The organism is Yinghuangia seranimata (assembly GCF_029953285.1).
In the GTDB taxonomy this organism is placed as follows: domain Bacteria; phylum Actinomycetota; class Actinomycetes; order Streptomycetales; family Streptomycetaceae; genus Yinghuangia; species Yinghuangia seranimata.
Genome location: NZ_JASAOI010000028.1, coordinates 58224 through 76313 on the forward strand (window position 1 = coordinate 58224; position 18090 = coordinate 76313).

21 protein-coding genes are annotated in these 18090 nt (G+C 69.9%); 19 read left to right on the forward strand and 2 right to left on the reverse strand.

Features of this window, described 5'->3' with window-relative positions:
- Window positions 1–5: 5 nt before the first annotated feature.
- The 18 genes from rpmE (at window position 6) to QI554_RS18690 (ending at window position 15584) form a co-directional block, all read left to right on the forward strand.
- The gene (gene rpmE, locus QI554_RS18605; RefSeq protein WP_281471173.1) at window positions 6–230 is read left to right on the forward strand and encodes a 50S ribosomal protein L31; all 225 of its coding nucleotides are present in this window, start codon (window positions 6–8) and stop codon (window positions 228–230) included.
- Between the two features lie 159 nt (window positions 231–389).
- The gene (gene prfA / locus QI554_RS18610) at window positions 390–1460 is read left to right on the forward strand and encodes a peptide chain release factor 1 (RefSeq protein WP_281471174.1); all 1071 of its coding nucleotides are present in this window, start codon (window positions 390–392) and stop codon (window positions 1458–1460) included.
- A gap of 103 nt (window positions 1461–1563) precedes the next feature.
- Window positions 1564–2409 carry a peptide chain release factor N(5)-glutamine methyltransferase gene (gene prmC, locus QI554_RS18615; protein WP_281471175.1) on the forward strand — a complete coding sequence of 282 codons (846 nt, stop codon included), beginning with the start codon at window positions 1564–1566 and terminating at the stop codon, window positions 2407–2409.
- 48 nt (window positions 2410–2457) lie between these two features.
- On the forward strand, window positions 2458–3105 hold the full coding sequence (locus QI554_RS18620; RefSeq protein ID WP_281471176.1) for an L-threonylcarbamoyladenylate synthase: 648 nt from the start codon (window positions 2458–2460) through the stop codon (window positions 3103–3105).
- Window positions 3102–3734, forward strand: a complete 633-nt coding sequence (locus QI554_RS18625) for an arsenate reductase/protein-tyrosine-phosphatase family protein (protein ID WP_281471177.1) — start codon at window positions 3102–3104, stop codon at window positions 3732–3734. The genes QI554_RS18620 and QI554_RS18625 overlap by 4 nt, the downstream gene beginning before the upstream one ends.
- A gap of 69 nt (window positions 3735–3803) precedes the next feature.
- Window positions 3804–5075, forward strand: coding sequence for a serine hydroxymethyltransferase (locus QI554_RS18630; RefSeq protein ID WP_281471178.1), 1272 nt, complete (start codon window positions 3804–3806; stop codon window positions 5073–5075).
- A gap of 356 nt (window positions 5076–5431) precedes the next feature.
- Complete coding sequence (locus QI554_RS18635; protein ID WP_281471179.1) at window positions 5432–6730, forward strand: MraY family glycosyltransferase; 1299 nt, start codon at window positions 5432–5434, stop codon at window positions 6728–6730.
- A gap of 189 nt (window positions 6731–6919) precedes the next feature.
- Window positions 6920–7324, forward strand: a complete 405-nt coding sequence (locus QI554_RS18640; protein ID WP_281471180.1) for a Cg1360 family ATP-synthase-associated protein — start codon at window positions 6920–6922, stop codon at window positions 7322–7324.
- 97 nt (window positions 7325–7421) lie between these two features.
- The gene (locus QI554_RS18645) at window positions 7422–7667 is read left to right on the forward strand and encodes an AtpZ/AtpI family protein (RefSeq protein WP_281471181.1); all 246 of its coding nucleotides are present in this window, start codon (window positions 7422–7424) and stop codon (window positions 7665–7667) included.
- Window positions 7668–7754: 87 nt separating this feature from the next.
- Window positions 7755–8564 (forward strand): F0F1 ATP synthase subunit A, encoded by an 810-nt coding sequence (gene atpB, locus QI554_RS18650; protein ID WP_281471183.1) that lies wholly within the window; start codon window positions 7755–7757, stop codon window positions 8562–8564.
- Window positions 8565–8639: 75 nt separating this feature from the next.
- Window positions 8640–8864 (forward strand): ATP synthase F0 subunit C, encoded by a 225-nt coding sequence (atpE, locus tag QI554_RS18655; RefSeq protein WP_281471184.1) that lies wholly within the window; start codon window positions 8640–8642, stop codon window positions 8862–8864.
- Window positions 8865–8893: 29 nt separating this feature from the next.
- Window positions 8894–9445 (forward strand): F0F1 ATP synthase subunit B, encoded by a 552-nt coding sequence (locus tag QI554_RS18660; RefSeq protein WP_281471185.1) that lies wholly within the window; start codon window positions 8894–8896, stop codon window positions 9443–9445.
- Complete coding sequence (locus QI554_RS18665; protein ID WP_281471186.1) at window positions 9445–10260, forward strand: F0F1 ATP synthase subunit delta; 816 nt, start codon at window positions 9445–9447, stop codon at window positions 10258–10260. The genes QI554_RS18660 and QI554_RS18665 overlap by 1 nt, the downstream gene beginning before the upstream one ends.
- A gap of 108 nt (window positions 10261–10368) precedes the next feature.
- Window positions 10369–12012, forward strand: coding sequence for a F0F1 ATP synthase subunit alpha (atpA, locus tag QI554_RS18670; RefSeq protein WP_281471187.1), 1644 nt, complete (start codon window positions 10369–10371; stop codon window positions 12010–12012).
- Between the two features lie 19 nt (window positions 12013–12031).
- Entirely contained in the window at window positions 12032–12940 is a 909-nt protein-coding gene (locus QI554_RS18675) for a F0F1 ATP synthase subunit gamma (RefSeq protein ID WP_281471188.1), read from the forward strand.
- Window positions 12937–14379, forward strand: coding sequence for a F0F1 ATP synthase subunit beta (gene atpD / locus QI554_RS18680; protein WP_425528009.1), 1443 nt, complete (start codon window positions 12937–12939; stop codon window positions 14377–14379). Before QI554_RS18675 ends, atpD begins: the two co-directional genes overlap by 4 nt.
- 191 nt (window positions 14380–14570) lie before the next feature.
- Entirely contained in the window at window positions 14571–14945 is a 375-nt protein-coding gene (locus QI554_RS18685; RefSeq protein WP_281471190.1) for a F0F1 ATP synthase subunit epsilon, read from the forward strand.
- 60 nt (window positions 14946–15005) lie between these two features.
- The gene (locus QI554_RS18690) at window positions 15006–15584 is read left to right on the forward strand and encodes a DUF2550 domain-containing protein (RefSeq protein ID WP_281471191.1); all 579 of its coding nucleotides are present in this window, start codon (window positions 15006–15008) and stop codon (window positions 15582–15584) included.
- Window positions 15585–15613: 29 nt separating this feature from the next.
- On the opposite strand, the gene QI554_RS18695 is transcribed toward QI554_RS18690, so the two are convergent.
- Entirely contained in the window at window positions 15614–16186 is a 573-nt protein-coding gene (locus QI554_RS18695) for a cob(I)yrinic acid a,c-diamide adenosyltransferase (protein WP_281471193.1), read from the reverse strand.
- A 136-nt stretch (window positions 16187–16322) separates the two neighbouring features.
- Between QI554_RS18695 and murA the strand changes: the two genes are divergently transcribed.
- Window positions 16323–17597: a UDP-N-acetylglucosamine 1-carboxyvinyltransferase gene (gene murA, locus QI554_RS18700; protein ID WP_281471194.1), complete on the forward strand. Its 1275-nt coding sequence runs from the start codon at window positions 16323–16325 to the stop codon at window positions 17595–17597.
- 58 nt (window positions 17598–17655) lie between these two features.
- Here murA and QI554_RS18705 read toward each other — a convergent pair whose 3' ends face one another.
- Window positions 17656–17973, reverse strand: coding sequence for a hypothetical protein (locus QI554_RS18705; RefSeq protein ID WP_281471195.1), 318 nt, complete (start codon window positions 17971–17973; stop codon window positions 17656–17658).
- Window positions 17974–18090: the final 117 nt, after the last annotated feature.

Below are 18090 nucleotides of genomic sequence, written 5' to 3' on the forward strand. Positions count from 1 at the left end.
CTCCTGTGAAGCCCGAGATCCACCCGGAGTACGTGGAGACCGTCGTCTCTTGCACCTGCGGTGCCACGTTCACCACCCACAGCACCGCCACCAGCGGCAAGATCAGCGCCGACGTGTGCTCGCAGTGCCACCCGTTCTACACGGGCAAGCAGAAGATCCTCGACACCGGCGGCCGCGTGGCCCGCTTCGAGAAGCGCTTCGGCAAGGGCCCGGTCGCGGGCAACAAGTAGCGACCTTCGACGCCGGAGGGGAACCGGGGGGCTCGTACGAGCCCTGCCCGCCCCTCCGGCGTCGTTCGTTTGTCCGCACTTGTGGCCTTCCTCCGCCCCCAGCCGCAGCCCGCGCCCGTGTCGTCTTCCGGTAGCGGCCCTTTCTGACAGGAGCACTCCGTGTTCGAGGCGATGGACGACCTGCTCGCCGAGCACGCCGAGCTCGAGCGCCAGCTCGCCGACCCGCAGGTCCACGCCGACCAGGCGCGGGCCCGCACCCTCGGGCGCCGCTACGCCGAGCTGAGCCCGATCGTCGAGACGTACCGCGCCTGGTCGCAGGCCGGCGACGACATCGAGACCGCCCGCGAACTCGCCGCCGAGGACCCGGACTTCGCCGCCGAGGCGGTCGAGCAGGAGAGCCGCCGCGACGAGCTCGCCGAGAAGCTGCGCCACCTGCTGGTGCCGCGCGACCCGGCGGACGACAAGGACGTGATCCTCGAGATCAAGGCCGGCGAGGGCGGCGAGGAGTCCGCGCTGTTCGCGGGCGACCTGCTGCGCATGTACCTGCGCTTCGCCGAGCGGGTCGGCTGGAAGACCGAGGTCATCGACGCCAACGAGTCCGACCTCGGCGGCTACAAGGACGTCTCCGTCGCGGTGAAGGCCAAGGGCACCCCGGCGCCCGGCGAGGGCGTCTTCGCCCGCCTGAAGTTCGAGGGCGGCGTGCACCGCGTGCAGCGCGTCCCGGCGACCGAGTCGCAGGGCCGCATCCACACCTCCGCGGCCGGCGTGCTGGTGCTCCCCGAGGCCGAGGACGTCGACGTCGAGATCAACCCGAACGACCTGCGCATCGACGTGTACCGGTCCTCGGGCCCCGGCGGCCAGTCGGTCAACACCACCGACTCGGCAGTCCGCATCACCCACCTGCCCACCGGCGTGGTCGCCTCGTGCCAGAACGAGAAGAGCCAGCTGCAGAACAAGGAGCAGGCGATGCGTATCCTGCGGTCGCGGCTGCTCGCCGCCGCCCAGGAGGAGGCCGACAAGGAGGCCGCGGACCAGCGCCGCAGCCAGGTGCGCACGGTGGACCGGTCGGAGCGCATCCGCACGTACAACTTCCCGGAGAACCGGATTTCCGACCACCGGGTGGGCTACAAGGCGTACAACCTGGACCAGGTGCTGGACGGCGACCTGGACGCGGTGGTCCAGGCGTGCGTCGACGCCGACACGGCCGCCAGACTGGCCCACGCGGGCTGACCCGGCACGCCGGGTGCCGCCCGGCGCCGGGCGGCGGCGGACCGGCACCCCTGCCCTCACGGCATCACCGCGGCCTCGGCCGCGGGACTGCGGACGGAGAAAGATGAACCTGCTGCTCGCCGAGGTGGCCCAGGCCACCCTGCGACTGGCCGACGCGGGCGTGCCCTCGCCGCGCTTCGACGCCGAGGAGCTCGCCGCGTACGTGCACGGCGTCAAGCGGGGCGAGCTGCACACGGTCGCCGACGGGGACTTCGACGCGCGGTTCTGGGAGGCGGTGGCGCGCCGCGAGGCCCGCGAGCCGCTGCAGCACATCACCGGCCGGGCGTTCTTCCGCTACCTCGAACTGGAGGTCGGCCCCGGGGTGTTCGTGCCGCGCCCGGAGACCGAGGTGGTGGTCGGGTGGGCGATAGAGGCGCTGCGCGCGATGGACGTCGCCGAGCCGCTGGTGGTCGACCTGTGCACCGGGTCCGGCGCGATCGCGCTGGCCGTCGCGCAGGAGGTGCCCCGCTCGGTGGTGCACGCGGTCGAGCTGGACGAGCGCGCGTTCCGGTTCGCGGAGCGCAACGCCTCGGGCTCCCGCGTCCAACTGCACCAGGGCGACGCGCTGGCCGCGCTGCCGCACCTCAACGGCACGGTGGACCTGGTCATCAGCAACCCGCCGTACATCCCGCTTGAGGAGTGGGAGAACGTCGCGCCCGAGGCCCGCGACCACGACCCCGAGATGGCGCTGTTCTCCGGTCCCGACGGCCTGGACGTGATCCGCGGGCTGTCCCGCACCGCGTACCGGCTGCTGCGCCCGGGCGGCCTCGTGGTCGTCGAGCACGCGGACACGCAGGGCGGCACCGTGCCCTGGATCTTCAACGAGGAGTCGGGCTGGGTCGACGCGGCCGACCACCGCGACTTGAACAACAGACCGCGGTTCACGACCGCGCGCAAAGAAGGCGCGTAGTCACATGCCCTGTCACCCGCATGCGTTTTCCCCGGAGGGACGGTCCCGATGAGCCGACGTTACGACTGCTCCGACGCCCTGGACCGCGCGCACGGCCTGCGTGAGGCGGCCAGCGCCGTCCGCCGCGGCGAGATCGTCGTGCTGCCCACGGACACCGTGTACGGCCTCGGCGGCGACGCCTTCTCGCCGCACGCCGTGAAGGCCCTGCTCGACGCCAAGGGCCGCGGCCGCAACATGCCCTCGCCCGTCCTGGTCGGCTCGCCGACGACGCTGCACGGCCTGGTCACCGGCTTCCCGGAGATCGGCTGGGAGCTGGTCGACGCGTTCTGGCCGGGCGGGCTGACCATCGTGGCGTTCCACCAGCCGTCCCTGCAGTGGGACCTGGGGGAGACCCGCGGCACCGTCGCGGTGCGCATGCCGCTGCACCCGGTCGCGATCGAACTCCTCAACGAGACCGGTCCGATGGCGGTCAGCAGCGCGAACCGGAGCGGCAACCCGGCGGCCACCACGGTCGACGAGGCGGTCGACCAGCTGGGCGAGTCGGTGTCGGTCTACCTGGACGGCGGCACCTGCCCCACGACGCTGGCGTCGTCGATCGTCGACCTGACCGCCGGACGTCCGCGGCTGCTGCGCGAGGGCACGCTCTCGCTGGAGAAGCTGCGTGAGGTCGTGCCCGACTTGGAGGGCGTCAATTGACGCCGCCTCCATTCGCCGGCCCCGCGTTCGCCGGGGCCGGTCCCTTCCGCATCCTCTTCGTGTGCACCGGCAGCATCTGCCGGTCGCCGATCGCGGAGAGCCTGGCCCGGCTCGGCCTCTCGCGCCGGCTGCCGTCGTACGAGTTCGACCGCATCGAGGTCGCGAGCGCCGGCACGTGGGGCCACGAGGGTGCCGCGATGGAGCCGTTCGCGGCCGAGGTGGTGCGCGAGCTGGGCGCCGACCCGGGTGACTTCAAGGGGCGTGAGCTGCAGGACGAGCACGTCGCGGAGGCCGACCTGGTGCTGACCGCGACGCTCGACCACCGGGCGCACGTGGTGTCGATGGGCCACGCGTCCGGGCTACGCACCTTCACGCTCAAGGAGTTCACCCGTCTGGTCGGTGTGCTGGAGCATTCCGCGGTGCCCGACGGCGACCTGGTGGAGCGCGGCCGCTTCCTGGTGCGCGCCGCGGCGGCGCTGCGCGGGCGGATGGCGGCGCCGGGTCCGGAGTGGGACGAGGTGGCGGATCCGTACGGGTCGCCGCTGAACGTCTTCCGGGCGTGCGCGTCGGAGATCAACACGGCGATCGACCCCATGTTGACCGCGCTGACGGCGCGTACGGGGATGTGATGTAGGTCTCGTCGACCTACAGTGGAGGGTGCCTCCCTCCACCTCTCAGGAGTCCTCAGGAGTTCAGCCATGGGCTCGACCGACGTCCCGTTCTGGGGCCCCGATTTCCCCCTCCTGCAGCGCACCGATCCGGACCTCGCCGATGTCGTGATGTCCGAACTGACCCGGCAGCGCGAGTGCCTGCAGCTGATCGCCAGTGAGAACTTCACCTCCTCCGCGGTGCTGGCGGTGCTCGGCAGCACGCTCTCCAACAAGTACGCGGAGGGCTATCCGGGGCGCCGCTACTACGGCGGCTGCGCCGAGGTCGACCGCGCCGAGGAGATCGGCATCGCGCGGGCCCGGGCGCTGTTCGGCGCCGAGCACGCGAACCTCCAGCCGCACTCGGGCGCGTCGGCGAACCTGGCGGCGTACGCGGCGCTGCTGGTGCCGGGCGACACGGTGCTGGCGATGTCGCTGCCGCACGGCGGGCACCTCACCCACGGGTCGAGGGTGAACTTCTCCGGCCGGTGGTTCAGCACCGTGGCGTACGGCGTGCGCGAGCGGGACGAGACGATCGACTACGACCAGGTCAGGGACCTGGCGCTGCGGCACCGGCCGAAGATGATCATCTGCGGCGCCACGGCATATCCCCGACTTGTCGACTTCGCGCTGTTTCGAGAAGTCGCCGACGAGGTCGACGCCTACCTGGTGGTCGACGCGGCGCACTTCATCGGCCTGGTGGCCGGCGGCGCGGTGCCCTCGCCGGTGCCGTACGCGGACATCGTCACCTGCACGACGCACAAGGTGCTGCGCGGCCCCCGCGGAGGCATGATCCTGTGCCGCGAGGAGCTCGCCGAGCGGGTGGACAAGGCGGTGTTCCCGTTCTGCCAGGGCGGCCCGCTCATGCACGCGGTCGCGGCGAAGGCGGTCGCGCTGCACGAGGCGGCGCTGCCGTCCTTCGCGGCGTACGCGCGGCAGGTGGTCGCGAACGCGCAGGCGCTGGCGACCGGCCTGGAGGCGGAGGGCATGCGCGCGGTGTCCGGCGGGACCGACACCCATCTCGCGCTGCTCGACCTGCGCGGCATGGGGGTGTCCGGGCGGGACGCGGAACTGCGCTGCGAGCGTGCGGGCATCACGCTCAACAAGAACGCGATTCCGTTCGACCCGGCGAAGCCCATGATCGCCTCGGGCATCCGGGTGGGCACCCCCGCGGTGACCACGCAGGGCATGACCGAAGGCGACATGAAGGAGATCGCGACGCTGGTCGGGCGTGCGGTGCGGGACACCGACGGCAGCGCGGCACGGGAGATCGCCGCGGCGGTGGCCGACCTCGTGGCGACGCACCCCGCGTACCCCTACTGACCCGCCTGCCCCTTCCGGCCCGGCCGCCGGCCGGGTCGGAACGCGCGGCCGGACGGCGCTCCGCGGACGACGCGCATAATCGGTGGGTGGCCGTGCCAACCGGACCCGGCCGCCAGGACGTCTTCAACCGTGGATGACCCTGATGGAGCAGCGTGTCCCCTGACGGGCGCACGCCGGACCGGTGGTTCTATCGTGGCGTGGAGAGCGCACAGAGGCGGAAGTGCCCCGTGTGACGGGCGAGGCCGGTGGCCCGCGGGGTGTCCTCTGTGCGATCGTTTCCCGCCGGGAAGACGATGACCCTTAATGTGCTGCGTGTGGTGCGGCGATCTGCAGAGTCCGGGGACGGTGGCTGAGTCTTGCGCGAGTACCTGCTGACGCTGTTCGTCTCCGCGGCCGTGACGTACCTGCTCACCGGCGCCGTCCGCAGGTTCGCGATCGCCGCCGGCGCGATGCCCGAGATCCGCGCGCGCGACGTGCACAAGGAGCCGACCCCGCGCCTGGGCGGCATGGCGATGTTCGGCGGTCTGTGCGCCGGGCTGCTGATCGCCCGTCATCTGCCGGGCATGGAAGTGGTGTTCACCGACTCGACGGACGTGCAGGCGCTGCTGTCGGGTTGTGCGCTCATCTGCCTGCTCGGTGTGATCGACGACAAGTGGGGCGTCGACGCCATCATCAAGCTGCTCGGACAGGCGCTCGCCGCGGGCGTGATGGTGTGGCAGGGCATCGTGATCCTGTGGCTGCCGATCCCGGGTGAGGGGCCGGTGAGCCTGACGCCGACTCAGGGCACCATCCTCACCATCGCGATCGTGGTGATCACGATCAACGCGGTCAACTTCGTCGACGGCCTGGACGGCCTCGCGGCCGGCATGGTGTGCATCGCCGGCCTCGCGTTCTTCGCGTACGCGTACCGGCTGTGGTTCGGCTACGGCATCGAAGGGGCCGCCGCCCCCACCATGTTCACCGCGCTGCTGGTCGGCATGTGCGTCGGCTTCCTGCCGCACAACCTGCATCCGGCGCGGATCTTCATGGGCGACTCGGGCTCGATGCTGATCGGCCTGATGCTCGCCGCGGCCGCGATCACGCTGACCGGCCGCATCGACCCCGGGGTGGTCGCGGCGCAGAGCGGTTCGCAGACGTTCGCCACGCACAAGCTCGTTCCGGTCTACATCCCGCTGATCCTGCCGTTCGCGGTGCTGATTGTTCCGCTGATCGACCTGGTGATGGCCGTCACACGGCGCGGCTGGGCGGGGCGTTCGCCGTTCGCCGCGGACAAGGGGCATCTGCACCACCGGCTCCTGGAGATCGGGCACTCGCACAGCCGGGCCGTGTTGATCATGTACTTCTGGTCCGGCCTCATCGCGTCGTTCACCGTGCTCATCTCGGTGCGGCCGGCCCGCCGTCCGATCGTCTACGCGGGGCTCGGGTTCATGGCGCTCGGCCTGATCGTCCTGCTGCTGCCGTGGTTCCGACCGCGCGTTCCCCGATGGCTGTACGTGTTCGTCCCCCCGCGCTATCGCGGCCGGGGCCGCCGCCGGGCGGGCGACGTGCCTGCGGACATAGCGCGCGAATCGGTCGAACAGCCTTGGCCCGCAGGGGAATCGGGCACGCGTCCGGTAGCGGGAAGCGGGTCGCGATCCCAGGGTCGTAGGCTGTGAGCTTGGGCACAGCTACGGGTAAAGCTCTGCTCAAATAGTTTGTGATACCGTTCACGAACCAGGAGTAAGGGCCGATGGACCCTAGGGAAACCGACTACCGGTTCCCGATCTTCGCAGTCCGGGGGACCCTCGACCCCAGCGCCATCCTGGTTGCCCCCGCACCCCCCGACTCTTGCCGGAGACACCGACATGCAGGCCAATGACGCACGGCTTCTGCGCGGATCGGCCATCCCCACGGCCGCCGTCGCGATCGTCGCGATGGTCGTGGGCGCGGTCGTCGCCGGAGGCAAGGGACTGATCGGCGCGGCCTTCGCGTCCGTCGTCGTCCTCGTCTTCTTCTCGCTCGGACAGATCGCGATCGGAAAGATCACGAACGGCAATCCGATGCTGATCATGAACATGGCGATGCTCACGTACCTCGCACAGGTCGGCGGCATTGCCATCCTCCTGTTCGCCTTCGCCGACGCGACCTGGTTCGACACCAAGGTGTTCGCGATCGTGATCCTCTGCGCCACCGTCGTGTGGATCGCCGCGCAGGTCCGCGTGTTCAGCAAGCTGAAGATCGCCTACGTCGAACCGGACGGGAAGCGATGAAGCATGAGGCCTGGTCCGTGCACGTTCACCGTCTTCACAGTGTTCGACGGGCCGGGTGCGAACACCGCCCCACGCTCCTGCTATCGTCCGGTGCGTCATGAGCGAGAGTGGACGCCGCAACAGTCCCGACGGTTCCCGCAAGGAAATCCCCAAGGACTCGAGCCTGGCCGACGCCACATGGTCGAGCATCAGCTACATCCTGGGCGGCATGGCCGTCTACGGGGGCCTGGGCTGGCTGGTCGACCGGTGGACGGGACACTCCACGCTGTTCCTGCCGATCGGACTGATCGTCGGAGTCGCTCTGTCCCTGGTTCTTGTCTATGTCCGCCACGGCAGGTCCTGACCGGACCCTGCTGCGTGCCGCTCCGCGGTCGACGACCGCGCCGACACACTGAGGTTGCCGCAAAGATGCTTCACGACGAAGGAGTCGATGGTGGCTGCTGACGTCCAGCTCGCCAGCAGCTGTCACCTGTTTGACGACGGCTGCGGCTTCCCGTCCCCGGGGCTGAACACGTTCGAGTTCAAGCCGATCTTCTCGATCGGCAGCTTCGACTTCACCAAGCCGATGCTGCTGTGCCTGATCGCGATGCTCATCGTGATCACGTTCTTCTGGAGCGCGTTCGGCAAGCCGAAGATGGTGCCGCGCGGCGTGCAGAACATCGGCGAGCTCGGCTACCTGTTCGTGCGCGACCAGATCTCCCGCGAGACGATCGGCAAGAAGGGCGACAAGTACGTCCCCTTCCTGGTCTCGATCTTCTTCTTCGTCTGGGTCATGAACGTGATGTCGATCATCCCGTTGGCCCAGTTCCCGGTGACCTCGCGGATCGCCTACCCGGCCTCCATCGTCGGCATGGTGTGGCTCACGTACCTGTACCTGGGCATCAAGAACCAGGGCTTCGTCGGCTACTTCAAGAACATGATGTTCCCGCCCGGCCTGCCGAAGTGGATCTACGTCCTCCTCGCGCCGATCGAGTTCATCTCGAACATCATCGTGCGGCCCTTCACGCTGGCCGTCCGGCTCTTCGCCAACATGTTCGCCGGCCACATGCTGATCGTGACCTTCAGCGTCGCGGCCTGGTACATGCTCGGTCCGTCCATCGGCGCGCTCTACTCGGCGACGTCCTTCCTGATGGTCGTGATCATGGTCGCCTTCGAGCTGATGATCCAGGCGCTGCAGGCGTACATCATCACGCTGCTGACCGCCTCGTACATCTCCAGCTCGCTCGAAGCCGAGCACTGAGAGACACCAGACCAACCCCTCCTCAACCGTCGTCCGGTGGACCGTCCACCGGCCTCGAATAAAGGAAAAGCCCCAATGCTTCTCGCTGAAGTTTCCGGCAGCCTCGGTTCCATCGGTTACGGCCTCGCGGCGATCGGCCCCGGCGTCGGCATCGGTCTGATCTTCGGTAACGGTGTTCAGGCGATGGCCCGCCAGCCCGAGGCGACCGGCCTCATCCGCCAGAACATGCTGCTCGGCTTCGCGCTCGCCGAGGCGCTCGCCCTCATCGGCGTCGTCATGCCGTTCGTCTTCGGTAAGTGACCTTTCACTTCCCCACGAAGGAGCCCACCGTGATCTACCTCGCCAGCGAGACGGAGCAGAACCCGCTGCTCCCGCCGCTTGACGAAATCATCATCGGTGGCGTGGCGTTCCTCATCGTCTTCTTCTTCCTCGGCAAGGTCCTCCTTCCGAAGATCCAGAAGACGCTGGCGGACCGTACGGACGCCATCGAAGGCGGCCTCAAGCGTGCCGAAGACGCTCAGGCCGAGGCCCAGGCCGAGCTTGAGCGGTACCGCGCGCAGCTGATCGACGCCCGTCGTGAAGCCGGCCGCCTGACCGAGGACGCCCGGGAGCAGGGTGCCGCGGCGATCGCCGAGATGCGCGCCGAAGGTGCCCGCATCAAGGACGAGATCGTGGCCTCCGGCCACGCTCAGATCGAGGACGACCGCAAGCAGGCGTCTTCCGTGCTCCGTCGGGACGTCGGCAAGCTCGCCGTCGACCTCGCGAGCCGCATCGTCGGGGAGTCGCTCGAGGACGAGGCGCGTCAGCGCCGCATCGTCGACCGCTTCCTGGAGGAGCTCGAGGCGAAGGCGGCCGCGCAGACCCCTGAGCAGGTGCGCTGATGCAGGGCGCCAGCCGGAGTTCGATCGGCGCGGCTCGGGAACGCCTCGACGCGCTCGCCCAGTCGACGGGCACCGACATGGAGTCGCTCGCGGGCGACCTCCACTCCGTCGTGCTGTTGCTCGACCGCACGGTGGTGCTGCGTCGGGTCCTGACGGACCCGGCGCGGTCCGGGGAGTCGCGGGCCGCGTTCCTGGCCCAGCTCCTCGACGGCCAGATCAGCGGCGAGTCCGCCGATCTGCTCGGCGGCCTGGTCCGCGCGCGCTGGTCGCAGCCGCGTGACCTGGTCGACGCGATCGACGAACTGTCGATCGACGCCGAACTGATCGCGGCGGAGCGCGACGGTTCCCTCGACGACGTCGAGGACGAACTGTTCCGCTTCGGTCGCATCGTGGCCGGACAGCGCGAGCTGCGGTCCACGCTCACCGACCCGTCCGTCACGGACAGTCGCAAGGCCGAGCTGGTCGCCGGGCTGCTGGAGGGCCGGGTCCGTCCCGTCACCCGCCGCCTGGTCACCCGCCTGGTCGCGCACCCGCGGAGCCGTAGCCTGGAAGCCGGGCTCGACGCGTACGCACGGCTCGCAGCCGAGCGCCGCCGCCGCATGGTCGCACTGGTCACGGTGGCTCTGCCCCTCACCGAGGAGCAGAACACCCGCCTGGCCGCAGCCCTCGGTCGCCTCTACGGGCGGCCGGTCCACCTCAACGTCGAGATCGACGACGAGGTCCTCGGGGGCGTCCGGGTGCAGATCGGTGACGACGTCATCGACGGCACCGTGGCCACCCGCCTCGACGAGGCCGGGCGACGACTGGTCCGTTGACCCCAGGGTCGACGAGCTGAACATCCAAGACAGCAGCATCGCGGTTCCGAGATCGCCGTCACCGACGGCGGACCGTAACCCCACCACCTAGGAGAGCAGGGACACCAGATGGCGGAGCTCACGATCCGGCCGGAGGAGATCCGGGACGCGCTGGAGCGCTTCGTCGACTCGTACGAGCCGGACACGGCCTCGCGCGAGGAAGTCGGCACGGTCAGCGAGTGCATGGACGGCATCGCCAAGGTCGAGGGCCTGCCCTCGGTCATGGCCAACGAACTCCTGAAGTTCGAGGACGGCACCCTCGGCCTCGCGCTGAACCTCGACGTCCGCGAGATCGGTGTCGTCATCCTCGGTGACTTCAGCGCGATCGAAGAGGGCCAGACGGTCCGCCGCACGGGCGAGGTCCTGTCGGTCCCGGTCGGCGAGGGCTACCTCGGCCGCGTCGTCGACCCGCTGGGCAACCCGATCGACGGCAAGGGCGAGATCGAGAGCGAGGGCCGCCGCGCCCTCGAGCTCCAGGCCCCCGGCGTCATGATGCGCAAGTCGGTCCACGAGCCGATGCAGACCGGCATCAAGGCGATCGACTCGATGACCCCGATCGGCCGCGGCCAGCGCCAGCTGATCATCGGCGACCGCCAGACCGGCAAGACCGCGGTCTGCGTCGACACGATCATCAACCAGCGTGAGAACTGGAAGTCGGGCGACCCGAAGAAGCAGGTCCGCTGCATCTACGTCGCCATCGGCCAGAAGGGCTCGACGATCGCGGGCGTTCGCCGCTCGCTCGAAGAGGCCGGCGCGATGGAGTACACGACCATCGTCGCGGCCCCCGCGTCCGACCCGGCCGGCTTCAAGTACCTGGCCCCGTACACCGGCTCGGCCATCGGCCAGCACTGGATGTACCAGGGCAAGCACGTCCTGATCGTCTTCGACGACCTGACCAAGCAGGCCGAGGCCTACCGCGCCGTGTCGCTGCTGCTCCGCCGCCCGCCGGGCCGCGAGGCGTACCCCGGCGACGTCTTCTACCTGCACTCCCGTCTGCTCGAGCGCTGCGCGAAGCTCTCGGACGAGCTGGGCGCGGGTTCGATGACCGGTCTGCCGATCATCGAGACCAAGGCGAACGACGTCTCGGCGTACATCCCGACGAACGTCATCTCCATCACCGACGGCCAGTGCTTCCTGGAGTCGGACCTGTTCAACCAGGGCGTCCGTCCGGCGGTCAACGTCGGTATCTCGGTCTCCCGCGTCGGTGGCTCGGCGCAGACGAAGGCGATGAAGTCGGTTTCCGGCCAGCTGCGTCTGTCGCTCGCCCAGTACCGCGAGCTCGAGGCGTTCGCCGCCTTCGGCTCCGACCTGGACGCCGCCTCCAAGTCCTCCCTCGAGCGCGGCGCGCGCATGGTCGAGCTGCTCAAGCAGGGCCAGTACTCGCCGTTCCCGATGGAGGAGCAGGTCGTCTCCATCTGGGCCGGCACCACGGGCCGCCTGGACGACGTCCCGGTCGAGGACATCCGCCGCTTCGAGCGTGAGTTCCTGGACAACCTGCGCACCTCGCGCAAGGAGATCCTGACCACGATCGCGGAGACCGGCAAGCTCGAGGACTCCACGATCGACGCCATGGGCGAGGCGCTCGCGTCGTTCAAGCAGATCTTCACCAAGGCCGACGGCTCGCCGCTCGTCACCGACGTGCCGGTCGAGGCGCTGGGCAAGGACGAGGTCGGCCAGGAGACCATCAAGCGCCACGTCAAGTCCGGCAACTGAGAACGGAGAGACCTGACACATGGGAGCCCAACTTCGGGTCTACCGGCGTCGGATCCGTTCCGTGTCGGCGACCAAGAAGATCACGCGCGCCCAGGAGCTCATCGCGGCGTCGCGGATCGTCAAGGCGCAGCAGCGCGTCGCGGCGGCCAAGCCGTACGCCGACGAGCTGACGCGCGCGGTCTCCGCGGTCGCCACCTTCTCCAACGCGCAGCACCCGCTGACCGAGGCGAAGCCGGGCGCGACCCGCGCCGCGGTTCTGCTGGTCACCAGTGACCGCGGTTTCGCGGGCGCCTACAACTCCAGCGCCATCAAGGCGGCGGAGCAGCTCATCGAGCTGCTCCGCGGCGAGGGCAAGGAGATCCGGCGCTACGTCATTGGTGCCAAGGGCATCGGGTACAACCGGTTCAGGGAGCGCGCGCTCGCGGGCGAGTGGAGCGGCTTCTCCGACAACCCGGAGTACAGCGACGCGAAGAAGGTGGCCGGCACGCTGATCGACGCGTTCGTGACGCCGACCGACGAGGGCGGTGTGGACGAGATCCACATCGTCAGCACCGAGTTCGAGTCGATGCTCACCCAGAACGCGGTCGCGAAGCGGATCCTGCCGCTCGTGGTCGAGGAGTCGGCGGAGGAGCCGGTCGGCGGCGCCTTCCCGCTCTACGAGTTCGAGCCCTCCGCGGAGGGGGTGCTCGACGCGCTGCTGCCGCGGTACGTCGAGAGCCGCATCTACAACGCCCTGCTCCAGTCCGCCGCCTCCGAGCACGCGGCCCGGCGCAAGGCGATGAAGTCGGCGACCGAGAACGCCGAGGAGCTCATCCGGACCCTGACGCGCCTTGCGAACAACGCTCGCCAGGCGGAGATCACCAACGAAATCAGCGAGATCGTCGGCGGCGCGGACGCCCTGGCCGACGCGACCGCGGGGAGTGAATGACTATGACTGCCACTGCAACGCCGGCCCTGGCCACGGGCCGTGTCGCCCGGGTCATCGGCCCGGTCGTCGACGTGGAGTTCCCCGTCGACGCGATGCCGGAGATGTTCAACGCCCTGCACGTCGAGGTGAGCCTCGAGGGCGAGGGCCAGAAGGTCCTCACGCTCGAGGTCTCGCAGCACCTCGCGGACGGCATCGTCCGCGCGATCTCGATGCAGCCGACCGACGGCCTGGTCCGCGGCGCGATCGTCACCAACACCGGTGAGGCCATCTCCGTGCCGGTCGGCGACGCCACCAAGGGTGTCGTGTTCAACGCGCTCGGTGAGCCGCTGAACGTGCCGAAGTCGGAGTTCAAGGTCACCGAGCGCTGGCCGATCCACCGCAAGGCCCCGGCCTTCGACCAGCTCGACTCGAAGACCGAGATGTTCGAGACCGGCGTCAAGGTCATCGACCTGCTGACCCCGTACGTCAAGGGCGGCAAGATCGGCCTCTTCGGTGGTGCGGGCGTCGGCAAGACGGTCCTCATCCAGGAGATGATCGTCCGTGTCGCGCGCAACCACGACGGTGTGTCGGTGTTCGCGGGCGTCGGCGAGCGCACTCGTGAGGGCAACGACCTCATCGAGGAGATGAAGGAATCCGACGTTCTGGACAAGACCGCGCTGGTCTTCGGCCAGATGGACGAGCCCCCGGGCACCCGTCTCCGCGTCGCGCTGTCCGGTCTGACGATGGCGGAGTACTTCCGCGACGTGCAGAAGCAGGACGTGCTGCTCTTCATCGACAACATCTTCCGCTTCACCCAGGCCGGCTCCGAGGTGTCCACGCTCCTCGGCCGCATGCCGTCCGCGGTGGGTTACCAGCCCACGCTGGCCGACGAGATGGGCCTCCTCCAGGAGCGCATCACCTCGACCCGCGGTCACTCGATCACCTCGATGCAGGCGATCTACGTCCCCGCGGACGACCTGACCGACCCGGCCCCGGCCACGACGTTCGCGCACCTCGACGCCACGACGGTGCTCTCGCGTCCGATCTCGGAGCTCGGCATCTACCCGGCCGTGGACCCGCTGGACTCCTCGTCCCGCATCCTCGACCCGCGGTACATCTCGCAGGAGCACTACGACTGCGCCACGCGCGTCAAGAACATCCTGCAGAAGTACAAGGACCTCCAGGACATCATCGCGATCCTCGGTATCGACGAGCTCTCGGAAGAGGACAAGCTCGTCGTGCACCGTGCGCGGCGTATCCAGCGGTTCCTGTCGCAGAACACCCACGTCGCCAAGCAGTTCACCGGTCTGGACGGATCGGACGTTCCGCTGTCGGAGACGATCGAGGCGTTCAACGCGATCGCGGACGGCAAGTACGACCACGCCCCGGAGCAGGCGTTCTTCATGCTCGGTGGTCTCGACGACCTCGAGAAGAAGATCGCCGAGCTCGCCAAGGGCTGACGCGATACGACGCGAGGTGCGAGGGGCGGTCCGCTGCGGGCCGTCCCTCGCCCACGCGGGCCCCGGGCGCCCGGTTGGAATCGGGGTCCGCGGGACCGATATTCTGACAGCGTTCCGCGCCGGAGACTCCGGCAGCGCGGGACACGCCCTGGCGCCGCGCGCGCCGGGTCGTACGACCTGAGGAGCCCACGTTGGCTGAGCTGCACGTCGAGCTGGTCGCGGCCGACCGCAAGGTGTGGTCGGGCGAGGCCACGATCGTTGTCGCCCGCACCACCGACGGCGACGTCGGTATCCAGCCTGGGCACACCCCTGTGCTCGGTGTCCTGGAGTCGGGTCCGGTGACGATCCGCCAGGCGGACGGCAACACCATCGTCGCGGCGGTACACGGCGGGTTCGTGTCCTTCGCGGACAACAACCTGTCGGTGCTCGCGGAGATCGCCGAGCTCGCCGACGAGATCGATGTGGCCCGTGCCGAGCGCGCGCTCGAGCGGGCCGGCGCGGCGCAGGACTCGGCGGCCGAGCGCCGTGCCGAGACGCGTCTGCGTGCCGCGGGCATCGGGCACTGACGCATACTCCCCACGCGTCGGCCTGGTCCGGACGCAAGCGACACGAGGAGGTCCGACGAGATGATCCTCGTGCTGCTGACCGTCGTCCTGTCCGTGGTCGCGGTGACCGCGCTGGCGATCGGGGTGTTCGCGCTGCGGCGCCGGCTGATCCAGCGGCCGGGCGGCACGTTCGACTGCTCGCTCCGCCGCCTTCCAGATGTACCGTCCGCCTCCTCGCAGGAGGCGGACCCCGCCACGGCGCCGTCCGGGACCAGGATCCCGGAGGGCGCCGTTGCCGATTCCGCACCCGGTGACGGGTCGGACGCGGAGCCGGGTGCGGCGCCCGCGCATCCCGGGGCCGACCACGGCAAGGGCTGGGTCTTCGGCATCGCCCGCTACAGCGGCGACCGCATCGAGTGGTTCCGGGTGTTCAGCTACGCGCCGCGGCCGCGCCGGGTGCTGGAGCGCAACGACATCGTGGTGATCCAGCGGCGGCTGCCGGTCGGGCAGGAGGAGCTGGCGTTGCTCGCCGGCTCCGTGGTGCTGGTGTGCCGGCACGGCGACATGCTGCTCGAGATGGCGATGAGCGAGGACGCACTGACCGGGTTCCTGGCCTGGCTGGAAGCGGCCCCTCCCGGGCAGCGCGTCAACGTCGCGTAGCCCCTGCTCCGTGAGCGGTTCCAGCGGTTCTAGCGGTTCGCGCCGGGCACCCACAGGACGTCGCCGGCCTCGCGGTTCGCGTACCGGGCCAGGATGAACAGCAGGTCCGACAGCCGGTTCAGGTACTTCGCGGTGAGCGGGTTCATGCTGTCGCCGTGCACCTCCAGGGCCGCCCACGTGGTGCGCTCGGCGCGGCGGGCGACGGTGCGGGCCTGGTGCAGCAGCGCGGCGCCGGGGGTGCCGCCGTTCAGGATGAAGCTGCGGAGCTTGGGCAGGTCCTCGTTGTAGCGGTCGCACGCCGTCTCGAGGGCGTCGACGTACGACTCCTCGACCCGCAGCGGCGGGTACTTCGGGTCCTCCACGACGGGTGTGCACAGGTCGGCGCCGACGTCGAACAGGTCGTTCTGGATGCGCGTCAGCAGCGCGACGACGTCCTCCTCCAGCGCGCCCAGCGCGAGGGCGACGCCGATGACCGCGTTGGTCTCGTCGACGTCGGCGTACGCGGCCAGCCGCGGGTCGTTCTTGGAGGTGCGGCTCATGTCGCCGAGGGCCGTGGTGCCGTCGTCGCCGGTGCGCGTGTAGATGCGTGTCAGGTTGACCATGCCGTCAATCTAACGCGGTGTAGGGCGGCCTCCGGAGGCCGCCCGGAGGGGTGTCTGTGTCACCGCTGTGCGACGGTGTTCGACAGGGGCGCCACAGGTGTTCGGTGGGGCGTGGGGGAGCCCATACGATGCCGTGATGGACAGGTTCCGGGTGACTGGCGGGGCGCGGCTCGCCGGCGATGTGCGTATCACGGGCGCGAAGAACAGCGCGCTCAAACTTATGGCCGCGGCGTTGCTCGCCGAGGGGACCACGGTCCTCGAGGAAGTGCCCCGGATCCTCGACGTGTCGATCATGAGCGAGCTGCTGCGGCGGCTCGGCTGCGTGGTCGACGGGGAGACCACCGGGACGCTCACCATCGACGTTCCCGCGGAGCCCGGCCACGAGGCGGACTATGACCTGGTGCGCAGCATGCGGGCGTCGATCTGCGTGCTGGGGCCGCTGCTGGCCCGCTGTGGCGAGGTGCACGTGGCGTTCCCCGGCGGCGACGCGATCGGCTCGCGCGGCCTGGACATGCACATAGACGGGCTGGTCAAGCTCGGCGCGACCGTCGAGAACGAGCACGGCTTCCTGATCGCGAAGGCCCCCAAGGGGCTGGTCGGCACGCCGGTGTGGCTGGACTTCCCGAGCGTCGGTGCGACCGAGAACATCCTGATGGCGGCGGTGCTCGCGAAGGGCACCACGGTGATCGACAACGCCGCGCGGGAGCCGGAGATCGTCGACATCTGCACGATGCTGACCGCGATGGGCGCGAAGATCGACGGCGCGGGGACGTCGACGATCGAGATCCACGGCGTGGAGGGGCTCGGCCCGATCACCCACCGCACCGTGCCGGACCGCATCGTGGCGGGCACGTTCGCCGTCGCCGCGGCGATATCGCACGGCGACGTGACGGTGCGCAACGCGCGCCCGGAGCACCTGGAGATCGCGCTCGACAAGCTGACGTCGGCGGGTGCGGCGATCACCAACGTCGAGGACGGCTTCCGCGTCGTGATGGACCGGCGGCCGCACGCGGTGGACGTGGTGACGCTGCCGTACCCGGGCTTCGCGACCGACATGCAGCCGCAGTTCGCGGTGCTCAACGCGGTCTCGGACGGGCACGCGATGATCACCGAGAACATCTTCGAGGCGCGCTTCGTGTTCCTGCAGGAGCTGCTGCGGCTCGGCGCCTCGATCCGCACCGACGGCCACCACGCCATCGTGCGCGGCGTCGAGCGCCTGTCGGGCGCTCCGGTGCTCGCGACGGACGTGCGGGCCGGCGCGGGCCTGGTGCTGGCCGGGCTGGTGGCGGACGGGGAGACGCTGGTGAGCGGCGTCCACCACATCGACCGCGGTTACGACGACCTGGTCGACCAGATCCGCGGGCTCGGCGGGTCGATCGAGCGCGAGCCGGAGCCGCCGTCGACGTTCTGAGCCGTCGCCGGGCCGCCCGGCGTCGCTCGGGACACTCGGGTCGGTCGGGTCGGTCGGATCACTCGGCGTCGCGGGCCAGTGCGAGCCGTGCGGCCTGCTCGTCGGGCGGCCACACCATGAGGCGCAGCCCCTCGGTGGTGTCGACCAGGGTGCAGCGGATGCCGTCGGCGGTCAGCCGGCGGCACAGCAGTCGGCCGTGCCCGAGGTCCGCGGGGGACGCGACGGCGACCAGGAGGCCGTAGTCGGTCGGGGCGCCCTGCCGGGGCACACGCGAAACCAGCGAGTGGCCGCGTCCGAACGCCCAGCGGAGGAGCACTGCCAGCACGCCCACCACCGCGAAGACGAGCAGCGGTGTGAGCAGGTACGACGCGTTCATTCGGCCTCCCCTCCCATGCTGCCGCACGCCCTGAGGCGGGGACCAGCGGCGGCGCCTGATCGGGTGGCCGTTACCCTCGCGAGGAGGAGTCGCATGTACGAGCGTGTTTGGAGAGGT

Bases quoted from the DNA above. Each gene is read 5' to 3' on its own strand.
- atpE (WP_281471184.1), top strand. From the start codon at position 8,640: ATGCTTCTCGCTGAAGTTTCCGGCAGCCTCGGTTCCATCGGTTACGGC.
- QI554_RS18705 (WP_281471195.1), bottom strand. From the start codon at position 17,973: ATGAACGCGTCGTACCTGCTCACACCGCTGCTCGTCTTCGCGGTGGTG.
- QI554_RS18695 (WP_281471193.1), bottom strand. From the start codon at position 16,186: ATGGTCAACCTGACACGCATCTACACGCGCACCGGCGACGACGGCACC.
- prmC (WP_281471175.1), top strand. From the start codon at position 1,564: ATGAACCTGCTGCTCGCCGAGGTGGCCCAGGCCACCCTGCGACTGGCC.
- QI554_RS18640 (WP_281471180.1), top strand. From the start codon at position 6,920: ATGCAGGCCAATGACGCACGGCTTCTGCGCGGATCGGCCATCCCCACG.
- atpA (WP_281471187.1), top strand. From the start codon at position 10,369: ATGGCGGAGCTCACGATCCGGCCGGAGGAGATCCGGGACGCGCTGGAG.
- atpB (WP_281471183.1), top strand. From the start codon at position 7,755: ATGGTGGCTGCTGACGTCCAGCTCGCCAGCAGCTGTCACCTGTTTGAC.
- QI554_RS18630 (WP_281471178.1), top strand. From the start codon at position 3,804: ATGGGCTCGACCGACGTCCCGTTCTGGGGCCCCGATTTCCCCCTCCTG.
- QI554_RS18675 (WP_281471188.1), top strand. From the start codon at position 12,032: ATGGGAGCCCAACTTCGGGTCTACCGGCGTCGGATCCGTTCCGTGTCG.
- QI554_RS18665 (WP_281471186.1), top strand. From the start codon at position 9,445: ATGCAGGGCGCCAGCCGGAGTTCGATCGGCGCGGCTCGGGAACGCCTC.
- atpD (WP_425528009.1), top strand. From the start codon at position 12,937: ATGACTATGACTGCCACTGCAACGCCGGCCCTGGCCACGGGCCGTGTC.
- QI554_RS18690 (WP_281471191.1), top strand. From the start codon at position 15,006: ATGATCCTCGTGCTGCTGACCGTCGTCCTGTCCGTGGTCGCGGTGACC.
- murA (WP_281471194.1), top strand. From the start codon at position 16,323: ATGGACAGGTTCCGGGTGACTGGCGGGGCGCGGCTCGCCGGCGATGTG.
- QI554_RS18620 (WP_281471176.1), top strand. From the start codon at position 2,458: ATGAGCCGACGTTACGACTGCTCCGACGCCCTGGACCGCGCGCACGGC.
- QI554_RS18645 (WP_281471181.1), top strand. From the start codon at position 7,422: ATGAGCGAGAGTGGACGCCGCAACAGTCCCGACGGTTCCCGCAAGGAA.